At 37.8% G+C, this 16045-nt stretch carries 10 protein-coding genes and 7 pseudogenes; 9 read left to right on the plus strand and 8 right to left on the minus strand.

Annotated elements, in window-relative coordinates; all coding sequences use genetic code 11:
- Nucleotides 1-116 precede the first annotated feature (116 nt).
- The 3 genes and pseudogenes from dnaK to QT76_RS01970 all read right to left on the minus strand — a co-directional run bounded on the left by dnaK (nucleotide 117) and on the right by QT76_RS01970 (nucleotide 3416).
- Nucleotides 117-1979 (minus strand): molecular chaperone DnaK, encoded by a 1863-nt coding sequence (gene dnaK, locus QT76_RS01960; protein WP_033616365.1) that lies wholly within the window; start codon nucleotides 1977-1979, stop codon nucleotides 117-119.
- Between the two features lie 30 nt (nucleotides 1980-2009).
- Entirely contained in the window at nucleotides 2010-2585 is a 576-nt protein-coding gene (grpE, locus tag QT76_RS01965; protein ID WP_033616366.1) for a nucleotide exchange factor GrpE, read from the minus strand.
- Nucleotides 2585-3416, minus strand: a pseudogene (locus QT76_RS01970) (HrcA family transcriptional regulator). Before QT76_RS01970 ends, grpE begins: the two are co-directional and overlap by 1 nt.
- Before the next feature lie 210 nt (nucleotides 3417-3626).
- Here QT76_RS01970 and QT76_RS01975 point away from each other — a divergent pair.
- Nucleotides 3627-4265, plus strand: a complete 639-nt coding sequence (locus QT76_RS01975) for a class II aldolase and adducin N-terminal domain-containing protein (protein WP_033616368.1) — start codon at nucleotides 3627-3629, stop codon at nucleotides 4263-4265.
- Between the two features lie 20 nt (nucleotides 4266-4285).
- Nucleotides 4286-4582 (plus strand): hypothetical protein, encoded by a 297-nt coding sequence (locus tag QT76_RS01980; RefSeq protein ID WP_033616369.1) that lies wholly within the window; start codon nucleotides 4286-4288, stop codon nucleotides 4580-4582.
- 25 nt (nucleotides 4583-4607) lie between these two features.
- On the opposite strand, the gene QT76_RS01985 is transcribed toward QT76_RS01980, so the two are convergent.
- A complete protein-coding gene (locus QT76_RS01985) occupies nucleotides 4608-6491 on the minus strand; it encodes a motility associated factor glycosyltransferase family protein (protein ID WP_033616370.1) in 1884 nt (627 codons plus the stop codon).
- Between the two features lie 60 nt (nucleotides 6492-6551).
- A complete protein-coding gene (locus QT76_RS01990) occupies nucleotides 6552-8096 on the minus strand; it encodes a flagellin B (RefSeq protein ID WP_033616371.1) in 1545 nt (514 codons plus the stop codon).
- Nucleotides 8097-8262: 166 nt separating this feature from the next.
- Here QT76_RS01990 and topA point away from each other — a divergent pair, with 166 nt between their 5' ends.
- Nucleotides 8263-10473, plus strand: coding sequence for a type I DNA topoisomerase (gene topA / locus QT76_RS01995; protein WP_033616372.1), 2211 nt, complete (start codon nucleotides 8263-8265; stop codon nucleotides 10471-10473).
- The gene (locus QT76_RS02000; RefSeq protein WP_033616374.1) at nucleotides 10466-11392 is read left to right on the plus strand and encodes a radical SAM protein; all 927 of its coding nucleotides are present in this window, start codon (nucleotides 10466-10468) and stop codon (nucleotides 11390-11392) included. The genes topA and QT76_RS02000 overlap by 8 nt, the downstream gene beginning before the upstream one ends.
- A 137-nt stretch (nucleotides 11393-11529) precedes the next feature.
- Here the strand turns inward: QT76_RS02000 and QT76_RS07930 are convergent.
- A pseudogene (locus QT76_RS07930) lies at nucleotides 11530-11748 on the minus strand (DUF874 family protein); the annotation flags it as partial.
- Between QT76_RS07930 and QT76_RS02005 the strand changes: the two are divergent.
- Together QT76_RS02005 and QT76_RS02010 are read left to right on the plus strand one after the other, a co-directional pair.
- Nucleotides 11745-12173: pseudogene (locus QT76_RS02005) on the plus strand (hypothetical protein); the annotation flags it as partial. The pseudogenes QT76_RS07930 and QT76_RS02005 sit on opposite strands and share 4 nt — an antisense overlap.
- The gene (locus QT76_RS02010) at nucleotides 12174-13922 is read left to right on the plus strand and encodes a type IV secretory system conjugative DNA transfer family protein (protein ID WP_033616375.1); all 1749 of its coding nucleotides are present in this window, start codon (nucleotides 12174-12176) and stop codon (nucleotides 13920-13922) included.
- Nucleotides 13923-14164: 242 nt separating this feature from the next.
- Here QT76_RS02010 and QT76_RS07935 read toward each other — a convergent pair.
- A pseudogene (locus tag QT76_RS07935) lies at nucleotides 14165-14447 on the minus strand (type II toxin-antitoxin system RelE/ParE family toxin).
- On the minus strand, nucleotides 14440-14754 hold the full coding sequence (locus QT76_RS02020; RefSeq protein ID WP_000065294.1) for a hypothetical protein: 315 nt from the start codon (nucleotides 14752-14754) through the stop codon (nucleotides 14440-14442). The pseudogene QT76_RS07935 and the gene QT76_RS02020 overlap by 8 nt, the downstream one beginning before the upstream one ends.
- 296 nt (nucleotides 14755-15050) lie before the next feature.
- Here QT76_RS02020 and QT76_RS02025 point away from each other — a divergent pair.
- The 3 pseudogenes from QT76_RS02025 to QT76_RS02035 all read left to right on the plus strand — a co-directional run.
- Nucleotides 15051-15233, plus strand: a pseudogene (locus QT76_RS02025) (relaxase/mobilization nuclease domain-containing protein); the annotation flags it as partial.
- A pseudogene (locus QT76_RS02030) lies at nucleotides 15218-15751 on the plus strand (hypothetical protein); the annotation flags it as partial. The pseudogenes QT76_RS02025 and QT76_RS02030, both read left to right, overlap by 16 nt.
- Nucleotides 15751-16045 (plus strand): annotated as a pseudogene (locus QT76_RS02035) (hypothetical protein); the annotation flags it as partial. The pseudogenes QT76_RS02030 and QT76_RS02035, both read left to right, overlap by 1 nt.

A 16045-nucleotide genomic window follows, 5' to 3' on the forward strand; every position in this document is an offset into this window, starting at 1 on the left:
AAAAACGCTTTGAGTGTTTTTTAGATTTTGTAATCAATATCCCATTGATGAAAATGAGAAAAGCAAGCGGATTTTGATTAAAACCGCCCGCTTGAAAGAAGTTTTTAAAAGCGTTTTTACTCCACTTCCGCATCAATCACATCATCGTCTTTTTTCTTGGGCTGCTCGGCGTTGTTTTTATTCGCCATGGCTTCGCCTAGTTTTTGAGCCGCTTGCGCTAACGCTTTGGTTTTGTCTTCAAGCTCCGCTTTAGTAGCGTTATCGTTTTTGATGCAATCTTTAAGGGCGTTAATGGCGTTTTGGATCTCGTTAGCGTCGTTTTCGTTCAAATTCGCCTTATGCTCATCAAGGCTCTTTTGGGTTTGGTGCGCCAAACTATCGGCATGGTTTCTCGCTTCAATCACTTCTTTTTTCCTAGCGTCTTCTTCTTTGTGCAATTCAGCGTCTTTAACCATTTTTTCAATTTCGCTATCAGACAACCCGCTAGAGCCAGAAATTTTAATCTCTTGGCTTTTGCCGGTATTTTTATCTTGCGCTGACACGGTTAAAATCCCGTTAGCGTCAATATCAAAGGTTACTTCAATTTGCGGCACGCCTCTTGGAGCGGGAGCGATGCCTTGCAAATCAAATTTACCCAACGATTTATTATCCCTTGCCAATTCCCTTTCACCCTGTAAAACCATAATGGACACAGCGGGCTGGTTGTCTTCAGCGGTTGAGAACACTTGAGATTTTTTCGCCGGAATGGTCGTGCCTCTATCAATCACTTTAGTCATCACGCCCCCTAAAGTTTCAATCCCAAGGCTTAAAGGCGTAACGTCTAATAAAAGCACATCTTTCACATCGCCTTTTAACACGCCCCCTTGAATGCTTGCGCCCACCGCTACGACTTCATCAGGATTGACGCTTTTATTCAACTCTTTATTAATAAACGCTTTCACCCTTTCTTGGACTTTAGGGATACGAGTGGAGCCTCCCACCATCACCACTTCTGAAATCTCATTTTTGGTTAGCCCTGCGTCTTTGATCACGCTTTCAATTTTAGAAATCGTTTCTTCCAGGAGATCTTCTGTCAGGCTTTCAAATTTAGCCCTAGTGAGTTTTTTAACCAAGTGCTTAGGCCCGGTAGCGTCCGCTGTGATAAAGGGCAAATTGATTTCAGTCTCCATCGCAGAGCTCAGTTCTTTTTTAGCGTTTTCAGCCGCTTCTTTTAGGCGTTGCAACGCCATCACATCGTTTTTAATTTCAATGCCCGTTTCGCTTTTAAACTCACTCGCTAAGAAATCAATCACACGATTGTCAAAATCATCGCCCCCTAAAAACGCATCGCCCCCTGTGGCTAAAACTTCCACGACATTATCGCCTGTTTCTAAAACGGTAACATCAAAAGTCCCCCCACCCAAATCATAAACCATGATTTTTTCGCTCTCTTTTTTATCCAAGCCGTAAGCTAACGCCGCGCTTGTAGGCTCATTGATGATCCTTAAAACATTAAGCCCTGCAATCGTGCCGGCTTCTTTAGTCGCTTTCCTTTGGCTGTCGTTAAAATAAGCCGGAACCGTGATCACCGCTTCAGTAACGCTCTCGCCCAAATAACTTTCAGCGTCTTCTTTGAGCTTCATTAAAATTTTGGCTGAAATCTCTTGAGGGGTATAAACTTTACCCGAAATCTCAATCGCGCAAGCCCCATTCCTATCCACAATCTTATAAGGCAAGCGTTTTTCAGCTTCTTTAGCCTTATCTTCATTAAACATCAAGCCCATGATTCTTTTAATAGAATAAATGGTTTTTTCTGGATTGGTTACCGCTTGTCTTTTGGCACTCTCGCCCACTAAAATCTCGCCCTTATCCGTAAAGGCTACAATAGAAGGAGTGGTGTTTTTACCCTCTTTATTAGCAATAATCTTTGCTTCATTGCCTTCATACACCGCCATTGCGGAGTTGGTTGTCCCTAAATCAATTCCAATAACTTTTCCCATGCGTTATCCTTTCTTATTAAAATAAATGTTTTAATCGTTTTTAGCAATGCTCACCATTGCCGGCCTCAAAACCCTACCCTTATACTTGTAACCCTGTTGCAAAACTTGCACGATTTTCCCGTTTTCTTTTTCTTCGCTTTTGACTTGCATGATCGCATTGTGGAAATTGGGATCAAATTCTTCTAAACATTCAATCCCTTCAATGCCATGCCTTGCCAAAACTTCATGCAACTTTTCCATCGTAAGCTCCAAGCCTTTGGTTAAAGCGCTCTCTTTATTTTCTTCTGCAGCACTCTTATGAGCCCCAAGAAGCGCATCAATCACTGGCAATAGATCCAATGCGATCTTTTCATACGCATACTCTAACGCCATGCTCTTGTCTCTTTCTAAGCGCTTTTTCACGTTTTCAAAATCCGCATGCACTCTTAAGTATTTTTCGTGCATTTCTTTATACTTAAGCTCAAAATCTTCCTTGATCTCGCCTTCTTTTTCGCCCGCTTCTTGCTTTTCTTCACCTTGTTGTTCTTTGCAAGCGCAAGCCTTTTGATAAGACTCTGGCTCTTTTGGGCTTAAATGATCGTGTTCTTGGTTGTGTTCATCTTTCATTATTCCTCCTTAGAAATCGTTTGAAAAAACCCTTCATAATCGCATTCCAATTTCCCCACGCAAAGCAGTTGCATCCGTTTGTTTTGAAATTCTACAGGGCGTGTTACTAGCATGCAATCAGGCTCTATAAAATGCAAACCCTTACTCAAACGCTCCAAAACCTTACCCCCTAAAATGTCAAAAAATAAAGGGCTGTTTAAAAGCGTTTTTAACCCCATCAGATTAAAGCGTGTGATTTGCGCACTGGAATACTCCAAACGCTCTAATTGTCTGGCCAAACTCAACGCATTGACAGAAGCAGCGATTGAACGCACTTCTTTAACGCTTTTGCCCACAAGCTCCAATAAAAACTTCTCCATTTTAACGCTGTAACCCAGCGCGCAAGAAAACGCCAAAAAATCCAAAATCAAAAAGCGTTTTTCGCATTCAATGACTCTTTCCAAACGCTCCAAACTGGGTTTTTTTAACAGCGTGAAAAGCCCAAAATTTTCACTCGCGCTTTTTAAGCGTTTTTCATTCACCTTTAAAACTTCAAAGCGCAACGACTTGTGCCAATAGTTTTCAAACGCCTTAAAAGTGGGCAATCTAGCGCCACTAGAATGGGCTTGATAGAGCATGCCTTCTTTAGAAAGGATTTGAAAATAATTCCTGATCGTCGCGCAAGATATTTTCAAGTTTGCCAACTCTTTCAAGCGTTTAGAGCTAATGGGTTCTAAAATCTGCAGATAGGTTTTAACAAACGCATCTAACAAACTCTCTTTTTTATTCAAATCAGAACCTACTTTAAATTCTTCTTAACATCATTATTTGAAAAATCTCGTCAATCACCATTCTTGATGAAAGAACCCTCGCATTATAGCACAAAAAGTTAATAATCTATCACTTGTTTTAAAAAAGTGATAAAAATTACCCGATTTTTCTTTAAAGTTTAGTCTGTATCACTAAATTTATTTACTAGAATTAAATTAGGATTTTTTATAGAGTTGATTTAATTTAGATCTGTTGGGCAACTAATACCTTTTATTAAAAAAACTTGTTATCATGTTAAACATGAACACACACACAAGAGGCATTGACAGCAATCTGATTTATTCGCTCCAAAGCATTTCATTATCCATGTTTAGAAAGGGTTTTTTTGGGCTTTATCAAGGCTCCATTTCGGCGCGCATTGGTGCAAATCAATTTGTGATCAATAAAAGAAACGCTGTTTTTGATCAACTGAATGAAAACACCTTACTGGTCTTGCATGACAAAATAGATTACCGCTGGAAAGAAGCGAGCCTGGATTCGCCCATTCATGCGAGCGTGTATCGGGAGTTTTTGGACGCTAAATTCATCGCTTACGCGCGCCCTCCTTATAGTTTGGCGTATTCCTTGCGCCACAACCGGTTGCTCCCTAGGGATTATTTAGGGTATCGTTCTTTGGGCGAAGAAGTAACGATTTTTAACCCCAAAGACTATGACAGCTGGCAAGAAAGAGCGGATACAGAAATCTTACGCCAATTACAAGAGAGCAAAAAATATTTTGTTTTCATTAAGGGGTGTGGGATTTTTGCCTACCACAGAGAGCTTTCTAAACTCATGGAAGTTTTTGATTTGATTGAAAACTCATGCAAGGTTTTACGATTGGGCGATTTAATGGATTATTGCTATAATGATGATCCACGATTGAGCGTGTAAAAAGCTAAAAAGGATAAAACATGACCATCAACACCCATTACACTCCTAATTTCACGCAGCTCCAAACCTTGAACAATATCAATAATGATGCAACCATAAAGGACAGGAATCAAGCAGAGCAGGATTTACAACAAAGCAATGTTCAAGATGGTTTCAGCCAAGATAATGCGCCAAACGCCCCTGATTTTGACAGACTACAAGCTTTAAACGCTATCAATAACGACAGCGAGATTAAAGATAGATCCCAAGTTGAGAAAAACCTTGTTGATGGCGAAAATATCCCTGAAATTTATTCCAGCCTAGACACATACGCTTAAAGACACTACGCTTAAAAGGGGGGTTTTACCACTCTTTTAAAGCCATTTTGATCGCTTCTATCACGCAATCAATCCCACCCGCTAAACTAAAAAGCCAGTATTTGTGCACGTAAATGTATTCCAATTGCTTAGCCCTTAATTCGTCTTCATTACTCGTTTTTTTACACACGATTTCAGCGATGTGCAATTCCTGGTGGAAGATGTAAGATTGTATCGCATCCATAAAATACGAATTGAATTGCTTGTCGTCAAAAAGCTCTTTAATGTTATCAATTTCAGCGCTCAAATTTTCTAATTCCTTAAAATCCAACTCTTCTAATTTTTTTTCTTCATGAAGCTTTTCCACTTTTTCTAAAAATTCTGCCACCTTTAAAAACACTTCTTCAACTTGAGTTTTTTTCTCATTGGCGTATTTGATGATCTCTTCGCATTTTTGTTTAGCGATCTTTAAATTTTTAGCCTGTTCTGATTGAGTGGGATAAATAAGATTGATAGGAGGCTTTGGCTTGGATTTGTCTATTTTTTCGCACACTTCTTTAAAGGGCATTTCTTTAGTCCCTTTAATCCTAGCCCCCCCTTCAGTAGCGTTAATGACTTCTAGTTTATAGGGCGTATTAAAAATATCTTTTTCAAAAAATTCTAAGAAAAGTTTCCACACTAAAGTGGTTTCTACTTCCCCATTACCCCCATATTTTTCTATAAAAATCTTGTCTTTATCTTTTTTAGGCTTGATCTCTCTATCGCCATAAATCGCCCCACTAGCGTGGCTGTTGCCGCTTTGTGAAAAGCTCAAATCTTGCCCGATAAACACGCACCTTTTGAAACGAGAATGCACCACTAATTCATACGCCATGTTCGCTGCACTCATGCCTATGCCCACATAACCATACTGGTGCAAATCAAAAAGGTTGGTATAACCAAAGGGGCGGAAACTGAATTGCTTAACCCCCTTTTTAATCGCTTGAATCAATCGTTTATGCACAATGGAAGTCAAAGCAAAAATAACGCCTTCTTGAAAATCTAAGGGGGTTTCTTCGTAAAATTTCGCCGTCAAATCCACCCTTTCTAAAGACAGCACAATATCAGGCTTGATACCGGCTTTAGCCAAAATAGGGAAAGAAGCGTCTATGCAAAAAAGCGTGGCGTAAGGAGCGATTTCTTTTAAAAGGGGGAGTTGCTTATTTAAACTGGGCCCGGTTGAAACAATGATAGCGGTGTCTCTGTTTTTTAAAGCGTTCACAAAATCCACTAAACTAGGGCTTTTGATGACTTCAGGCAAATTAGCGGCATGCTGTTTGATGCCTATGAGCGCGTCTTTAGCGTCATTGCCTACGCTAATAGCGCCATGCTCTAAAGCGCGCGTGAAATGCTGGTTGATTTCTATCATTTGATGGGAGTATCGTTCATAATAAGCGTTAAAAAGTTTTAAATCATACATTCTTGCGTATAAACGAGATTTTTTATCCATATCAAACAACGAAGCGATTATGTTGTAATTGCAAAAACTTGCATGCAATAAAATCAAACGATTTTCTAAAATCTCCGTGGAAAAATCCAAGAGGTTCAGCACAATGAAAATAATTTCTATTTCAGGCTCAATAACCACCAAGCGTTTTAAATTTTCATTGCCCAAAAGCAAGCGATAAAACACCCCATTACCCAAGCCAAAATAATACAAATAAGGATAAAGCATGTAAATTTCGCTATTTTTGTATAGCTCTAAGCTTGAATCTAGCGGGCTTTTTTCAAATAAGGGCGTGTTTGTTTCTTTATCTAAGAGGTTGAAATTCGCGCTATCATTCCCTAAAAACACTTCGTATTTTTTGTTTTCTTTAATAGCTTTGAGCTTTGCGAATAAGAGAGGGTCTTTTTTGAAAAGAGCTTGTAAGTTTTTTTGATAAATATCCATTATTTTAACTTATAAAAATAACTGATAAAAAAGGCTAACGCCCCTTTGGATCAAGGGCTGTTATTGTAAAAGCCTTAAGACATTCTGTTGCACCGCATTCGCTTGCGCCATAGCAAAACTCCCGCTTTGCGCCAAAATATTGTATTTAGAAAAGTTCGCGCTCTCTTCAGCAAAATCCACATCTCTGATTTGAGATTCAGCCGCTTTAACATTCACCTGGGTTACAGAAATATTATTAATGGTTGTAACCAATTCCATTTGCACCGAACCCATATCAGATCGGATCTTGTCTAATTGCGTACGTGCAGAATCCGCCATATCCATCACAATCATCGCCCCTTTAAGGCTTGTTACCCCAGCCCCTATACCTTGAGAATTGGTCTCTGCTTGTGCACCATTAGCGTTCGCTCCAGCTGCTGAAGCCACATTCGCATCAAAAATACCCCTAACCGCTCTCAAATTCACGGTGTATTCTGCCACCCCTTGAGCGGAATGAAAGCCCACATGGCTAAAATTCACACCGCTTACAATGATGTCTCTAGCGTCGGTCCTGGTCAAGGTTAAGCGCCCAATAACCGCATGCTGTGTCCCAGAAATCCCCGCAAAATTCCCTCCCCCAAAAACCTGACCGCTCGCGCTCGCTGCATGCACTGAAATCGCGCGCCCATCAATGGAGTGCAAATTAATGCGCCCTTGAATATCCATGCTCGCTTCCACACCGGTCCTGTCTTTGACGGAGTTGATCGCATTAGTCAATCTGCCATCAGCGTCGTTTTTATGCACATCATTCACGGTTCCAATTTCTACGCCATTAATGGTGAGCTCCCTCACGGTTCCTGATTGCACCGGTGTGCCGCCGGTGGCCATGACATTATAAGACGCCCTAACGCCTAGAGTGTTAGAAAAGCGATTGATGATCTCGCTTAACGCCCCAATCCCTGTGCCAGCGCTTGTGGAAATGCGCACGGTTTCAATCTTATAATCATTCACGCCATTGACTTGTTTGAAATTCAAACCCACTTCAGTCAAGTTTTGCGCCGCCGCGCTAGCGAGCATGCCTTCACCGCTAAAAGAGGAAGTTTCCATGCGCACATGCCCAATTTTATCCGAACTCGTTGAGCCAATAGAAGCCTTAACCGTGGTGTTAGAATACGCACCAATTTGAAATTCTTTGTTAGAAAAACTTCCTGAAAGCATTTGTTGGCCGTTAAAGCTTGTGGTGTTAGCGATATTGTCTAGTTCTTCTAACAACCTTTGAATATCGCTCTGGAGCGCTCTTCGGCTTTCTAAAGTTTGCCCGTCTTGAGCGGCTTGAACGGCTTTGGTTTTAATGGTGTCTAAGATTTTGATTTGCTCATCCATCGCTTTATCTGCGGTTTGAACCATACCAATAGCGTCATTAGCGTTGCGAATCGCCTGGCCTAAATTCGCGCTTTGACTCCTTAAGCTATCAGCGATCGCCATCCCACTAGAATCATCAGCGGATTTATTGATCCTAAGCCCTGAGCTTAACTTTTCAAGCGAGCTTGAAAGGTCTCTGTTGTTTTGAACCCCTACCGCATGAGAAGTTAAAGCGGCGATATTGGTATTTATCCTAAAACTCATGTTTGCATCCTTTGCATAGATATTTGCTGTTAATCAAGCAAAGGGTGTTCCAACTCTTTGATTTTTAGCGCCGTTATAGAATTTTATGGTTTAATGAATCGTTTAGTCAAAATTCTATGCTACAATCATTCATTAATAGGTATAAACATTTTATTAAAGGCGTTCAATGAAGCACCTTATTATCGTAGAATCCCCCGCAAAAGCCAAAACCATTAAAAATTTTTTGGATAAAAATTACGAAGTCATCGCCTCTAAAGGGCATGTCAGGGATTTATCCAAATTCGCTTTAGGCATTAAGATTGATGAAACCGGCTTCACTCCTAATTATGTCGTGGATAAAGACCACAAAGAGCTTGTCAAACAGATCATAGAGCTTTCTAAAAAGGCATCTATTACTTATATCGCTACCGATGAAGACAGAGAAGGGGAGGCGATAGGCTATCATGTGGCATGTTTGATTGGAGGGAAATTGGAGAGCTATCCTAGGATTGTTTTTCATGAGATCACGCAAAATGCGATTTTAAACGCTCTAAAAACCCCACGACAAATTGACATGTCTAAGGTCAATGCCCAACAAGCCAGGCGTTTTTTAGATCGGATCGTGGGTTTCAAGCTCAGCTCGTTGATTTCATCTAAGATCACTAAAGGCTTGAGCGCTGGGCGGGTGCAAAGCGCGGCTTTAAAGCTTGTGATTGATAAAGAGAGGGAAATCAAAGCCTTTAAGCCTTTAACCTACTTCACGCTAGACGCTTTGTTTGAACCGCATTTAGAAGCGCAACTCATCAGCTATAAGGGCAACAAACTCAAAGCCCAAGAACTCATTGATGAAAAAAAAGCCCATGAGATTAAAAACGAATTGGAAAAAGAAAGCTACACTATCTCTAGTATCGTTAAAAAATCTAAAAAATCCCCCACACCGCCCCCTTTCATGACTTCCACTTTACAGCAAAGCGCTTCCAGCCTTTTAGGCTTTTCGCCCATAAAAACCATGAGTATCGCTCAAAAATTATATGAAGGCGTAGCCACCCCGCAAGGCGTTATGGGCGTGATCACTTACATGAGGACTGATAGCTTGAATATCGCTAAAGAGGCTTTAGAAGAAGCGAGGGCTAAGATTTTAAAAGACTATGGCAAAGACTACCTACCCCCTAAAGCCAAAGTCTATTCCAGCAAGAATAAAAACGCCCAAGAAGCCCATGAAGCGATCAGGCCCACTTCCATTATTTTAGAGCCAAACGCCTTAAAAGATTACCTTAAGCCTGAAGAATTAAAGCTCTATACTTTAATTTACAAACGCTTTTTAGCTTCTCAAATGCAAGATGCTCTTTTTGAAAGCCAAAGCGTGGTTGTGGCTTGCGAAAAAGGCGAGTTTAAAGCTAGTGGGAGAAAACTCCTTTTTGATGGCTATTATAAAATTTTAGGCAATGACGATAAGGACAAATTGCTCCCCAATTTGAAAGAAAATGATCCCATTAAATTAGAAAAACTAGAGAGCAATGCCCATGTTACAGAACCTCCAGCACGCTATTCAGAAGCGAGCTTGATCAAAGTTTTAGAAAGTTTAGGCATAGGCAGGCCCAGCACCTACGCCCCAACGATTTCCCTTTTACAAAACAGAGACTACATCAAGGTAGAAAAAAAGCAAATCAGCGCTTTAGAGAGCGCGTTTAAAGTGATAGAAATTTTAGAAAAGCATTTTGAAGAAATCGTGGATTCCAAATTCAGCGCTTCTTTAGAAGAAGAACTGGACAATATCGCTCAAAATAAAGCCGACTACCAGCAAGTTTTAAAGGACTTTTACTACCCTTTTATGGATAAAATTGAAGCTGGGAAAAAGAATATCATCTCTCAAAAAGTGCATGAAAAAACCGGCCAATCATGCCCTAAATGCGGGGGGGAATTAGTCAAAAAGAATAGCCGTTATGGGGAGTTTATCGCTTGTAACAATTACCCTAAATGCAAATACATCAAACAAACTGAAAACGCTAATGATGGAGCCAATCAAGAATTGTGCGAAAAATGCGGAGGGGAAATGGTGCAAAAATTCAGCAGAAACGGGGCGTTTTTGGCTTGTAACAACTACCCTGAATGCAAAAACACCAAATCGTTAAAAAACACCCCTAACGCAAAAGAAACAATAGAAGGCGTGAAATGCCCAGAATGCGGGGGGGATATTGCCTTAAAAAGGAGCAGGAAAGGCTCGTTTTATGGCTGTAACAACTACCCTAAATGCAATTTTTTATCCAACCATAAGCCCATCAACAAGCGTTGCGAGAAATGCCATTATTTGATGAGTGAAAGAATCTATCGCAAAAAAAAGGCGCATGAATGCATCAAATGCAAAGAGCGCGTGTTTTTAGAGGAAGAGAATGGCTAAAGAAAATCCGCCTGTCGTTTTTGGGCCTGTTTTATCCAGGCGTTTTGGGAAGTCTTTGGGCGTGGATTTATCGCCCTCTAAAAAACAATGCAATTACAATTGCATTTATTGCGAGTTGGGTAAAGCCAAGCCCATTGAACGCATGGAAGAAGTGATCAAAGTGGAAACCTTGATTAACGCCATTCAAAACGCCCTAAACAACCTTGCTACCCCCATTGATGTTTTAACCATTACCGCTAATGGCGAACCCACTCTATACCCTCATTTATTAGAGCTTATCCAAAGCATCAAGCCTTTTTTAAAAGGCGTTAAAACTTTGATTTTAAGCAATGGCTCACTCTTTTATGAGTCAAAAGTCCAACAAGCCTTGAAGGAATTTGACATCGTTAAATTTTCTTTAGACGCTATTGATTTGAAAGCCTTTGAAAGAGTGGATAAGCCTTATTCCAAAGACATTAACAAGATTTTAGAGGGGATTTTGCGCTTTTCTCAAATCTATCAAGGGCAACTGGTGGCTGAAGTGCTGTTAATTAAGGGCGTGAATGATAGCGCGAATAATTTAAAGCTCATCGCTGAATTTTTAAAACAAATCAATATAGCCAGAGTGGATTTAAGCACCATAGACAGGCCCTCAAGCTTTAAAGCCCCTAAATTAAGCGAAGATGAATTATTGAAATGTTCTTTGTTTTTTGAAGGGCTTTGCGTGAGTTTGCCTAAACGATCCACTGCTCAAGCTAAAAAATTGATTTCTTGCGGTATAGACGAATTGCTCGCTTTAATTTCCAGACGCCCTTTAAGCGCAGAAGAAGCCCCCCTAATTCTAGATTCTAACGCTTTTAAGCATTTAGAAACTTTATTAAACCATAAGCAAATTACGATTAAGAAAGTCGGCTCTTTGGAGTTTTATTGTGCGCTTTAACCTCCATTTGTTAGTTTTACCTTATTTTAGGGATAGTTTAAGCTTTTAAAAAGGTTCTCTTTTATTGTCAAATAACGCCACCATAAAAAATGTTTTCAAAAGCCGACAGATAATTAAAAACTTAATGTTTTTAATCGCTACACCCTTTTACTATAACCATAACCCGCTTTTTCTACTTTTTTTTCAGTATTAGCAACTACTTTTATTTCTTTATTAACATCAGCAAATATTTTTTGAACGAACAAAAGGCTTTGAGAGGTTGAAAGGTGGGCTTGTGAGTCTGGTTTTAAACTCCTCATTTCAAGCATTTTAGCTTGAGCTTTAGAGCGTATTTTTAAATTTTCTTTTTGCCATTCTTAATCTACATAATTTTTCCCATTTTAAATTTGAGATTTATTTTTCATTCTTTTGTGCGTTATTACCGCTATTTTTGACAGCCTACTTATTTTTTAATGGACGCAATATGGATAGTCATGGCAAGGCGGTTTGGGCTGAAATGAAAGATATTATTAAATACGAATACAATATTTTTAATATTTTTAAAGGCTTGTTCTTAATTTTGTTTTTACCTCTAATGCTTGTTGTCTCTAGCTTTACGCTATTGCCTGTTTTTATAGGGTGTATATTTTATAAAGTTTATCAATTTGCCAAGAAAAGACCCAAGGTTTTCTTTACGATCTTATCTTTTTTAGTAGTGATTTGTGTCTTAATCTTTATGTTTAGGGGATTTTTAAGTGTAAAACTAACGCTATTTATGAAATATCTAAAAGGATTATTTTAAATGAGAGAAAAATTCAAAACATTAAAAGATAAATTTAAGGATAAAGCCAGCAATTTATTCCATAAGCTTAATAGCATTCAAAAAGATTATTACGCTAAAACTCTTCCTAAGGCTTGCAAAGATGTCTTTACGCTAGGTTCTTCTAAAAGTTATCCTATGACTTTAAATTTTAACAAAGGTTTTTGTTTGGGGCTATATAAAGGTTTAAATTCGCTTAAGCCTACTTATTATGATGCTCCACTTTCTACTTTAATTATCGCTCCTCCTAGAAGTGGTAAAACCGCAGCTGTGGCTGTGCCTAATCTTTTAAATGTGCCTAGCTCTTGTGTGGTGTTAGATATTAAAGGGGAGTTGTTTGATTTAACGGCTGGTTATAGACAACAAGTTCTAAAAAATAAAATTTTTGTATTTGATCCCTTAGGAAATGATAACACGCTTAAATTCAATCCGTTTGATAAACGCATTGTAGAAAAATTAGATTTTAACAGAAAGCGAAGGCTTGTAGATGAAGTGGGTAATACTATTTTTGCTGAAGATGGGGCAAATAAAGACCCTCATTGGACACAGCAAGCTAAAAATTTATTTGTCTTTTACGCTCTTTATGATTTGTGTGTGCATAACACTAGCACCTTTTTTGAAATTGCAAGCGCTCCTATAAAAAATTATGTCCCCTTAATCAATCCACAAAGCCGATTTTATACTGAATTATATGAATGCCAAAGTAGCGATAATGGTTTTGTTAAAGAGAATGGGCGTTATATGGCTAAAGTAGAAAATGGTGTTAAAAAAATGAAACCTAATGTCAATGTGGAATTGCTATGGTATAAACAAGTAGCTGAACAAGTCTATACTGACCCAGAAAATCCTAAAAATTATGATGGCTCTGTGAATCATTTAGAAAAAGACGATCAAGGCAATATTATAATGAAAGAGGGTATGTTAGATCCTATTATTAGAAACGAAGCGAACAAATGGGCTAAGGCGAATGATAAAGAGTTTGCGAGCATTAAATCAGTTTATAGCCGTTTTATGCAAGTCTTTACAAGCTATCAAGTTAAAAGCGCTACAGATAGCATGAGTTTTGAATACGAGGATTTAAGGGCTGATAATATTTCACTCTATATTAAAATCGCTCAAACAGATATTGACACGCTCGCACCGCTTATCCGTATCCTTTTGGAAAGTATTGCTAAAAATCTTTTATTGAAAGAGAGTAAGAAATTTGAAGAAAGGGTTTATCTTTTTTTAGATGAATTTGTGCGTTTTGGTAAATTGCCTTTTTTATTAGAAATGCCCGCATTAAGTAGGAGCTATGGTGTGGTTTTAATTTTTATCACGCAATCCAACGCTCTTATTGAAAAATATTACGGCAAAGAAGATGCAAGAATTGTTAATAGCACCGTGGCTTACAAAGTAATTTTCAAAATGGATGATTTAGAATATGCTAAACAAGTGAGCGAAGAAATCGGTAAGATGACTAGAAAAACACGAAGCCACTCTACAGAAAAAGGACAACTCATTACCGGAGGGACTTCTAGTATAGGTAAAGAGGCGTGGGATTTATTGAGCGCGCAAGATATTATGAATATTGATAAAGATGAAGTGATCGTTTTAGTAAGCGGTCATAAGGCTAAACCCTTAAAATTAAAAGCGAATTATTATTTCAAAAACAAAAAATTACTCTCTCGTATTAACTGGGAAGTCAAGCCCAATGAAGAAGTGTTTGATGCGTTAAAAAAGTTTGTATGAGTATTTTTTAATTGCTTTTTAAAAATCGCTTTCTGCAACTTTTTATCCTTGTTGTTAAAAGGAATGCGTTGATTTATAGCGCAGACTTGCATGAGTAAGATTTAAAATAAAGATTAACATTTTTGTAGTGTGGCTTAGCACAACTTATTTTTAGAAATTAGCATGTTTTATTTTAAAGTTAGCGCGATTTAAATTAAAAATTAGCGCGGATTGTTGTTATAGATAATTTTTTTAGCGTTTGATCACTTTTTAAATAGCTCGCTATGAGTGTCTAGACGCAATAAAACAAGTTCGTTTTCTTGTTTTTTGATTTCATAAATCAATAACAAGTTTGGCTTGACATGGCATTCTCTCAGCCCTTTAAGATTGTCGCTCAAGGCGTGGTCGCAATATTTTTGTTGGAGTGGTTTTTGTTCTTTTAAGCAATCAACAACGCTTGTAACATCGCTTTCTGTAATACGCCAAGACTAAGATATGCTTATTAAAGTCTTTAAGAAAATCTTTCTTAGTTCTGACTTTAAGCATTATGCCTTTCTCTTTCTTGTTTCGCTATTTGCAAAAAATCATTGAAGTCTCCAAACGAAACATCGTATTCTGGGTCATCTTTTGAAGCGATCGTATTTAACAAACTTGGTGTGGGTTCTTTTTCTTGAGAATGTTTTTGGGCTAAAACTTGTCTGATCATTTGTTCTTGCAATTCACACTCTTGGATTTTTTTTATCGCCTTATTTTTATCCCCTTCTGCCTTAAGCAATTGTTTTTCAATGGAGTTTAAGAAATTGTGCAGTTGCTTTTCATTGTATTGCGAGTAATCTGTAATAATATTTGACATATTGAACTCCTTTTTAATAAGAGATTGTTAGTAAAAGATTATAGCCCAAATTCTTGTAAAAAATTGGTTTGAAAAGAGTGAATTGAAAGTTTTAAAATAAGTTTTTTTTGATTAAGTTTGATTTAAGAATATCTTAAAAGCGCGTGTTTTAGCCACCTGTAAGGTCAAATTGACTTCAATTTTTACGGAATTGAAGTGTTATCCTGCACTTTAAAAAGGGGGGATAATGATGTTAGAATAAGGGCTAAGAAAGTTAAAACAAGCGAAAGTTTTTGGGAGAATAAAATTACAATAAAATGGCGTTAGAAAAAAGTTATAGTAAGGACTTTGAAAGCGATGAGCTTTTTGATTATGAGATCATCAAGCCCCAAAAGACGCTTAAGATACAATACACTTATGCTAAACGCTACTATAAAGAAGTAGAAAAGTTTGCTAAAAATTTAACCCAACTCACACAAGAAGAATCTATGCGAAAGAAGGGTATTGCTCTAAACAAAATATTGATGGTAAGGATTATTGTTTTAGTAATACGCTTGAAATTGAGCGATTGATAAACACTTTTGAGAAAGACAATAGCTCATATATAGAAAGGCTTAAAGGAGCAACAAATCAAGAAACTAAAGCAAAAGTCTATGCAGACTTTAAACAAAAATTTGAAATGTTAAACACGCAAATTCTACTCAATATTGCTAATAACCTAAACTTTATGAATCAAACCCTATCTCTTATGGCAAGTGCCTATTCAGACACTTATTATAAACAACAAAATATCATTATGCCATCATTTTTAAACCCTCCTGAAAGCGTTAAAAAAGAGTTTTTAGAAATAAATAAAAAGACAAGTCAAGCTTTTAGGGCAAATTTAAATAAATTTGGACTACCCACTTCACAATTGCCTGATGTTGAAAAATCTTTTATGATGACACAAGGTGGGAATATAGCAACAGAAAAGTTTGAACAAATGAAAAACAATATTACACAAGGATGGGATGAATAATGCCTTATTTGGTTTGGGGTGGTATTTCTCTTGCTATTGGTATTATTTCTTATTTCATACCAGCTGATAATCTCAATGTGGCTACTGATGGGCTTTATAGTAGTATTATAGGCGTATTTCAAAATTTCACCAATGAATTTAAAGACAAATACAACAATATTGCAAAAACAATCGCACCTGCTATGGTTTCTATAGGAACAATACTTATTTTTACATATTCTGTAAAAAAAATACAAAAATAATGAATTTTTTTGAAATAAAAACTTTCACGCAATTTGCTTTTTTTCTTGCTCT

The organism is Helicobacter pylori SA37A, assembly GCF_000476015.1.
Classification (GTDB): Bacteria; Campylobacterota; Campylobacteria; order Campylobacterales; family Helicobacteraceae; genus Helicobacter; species Helicobacter pylori_DB.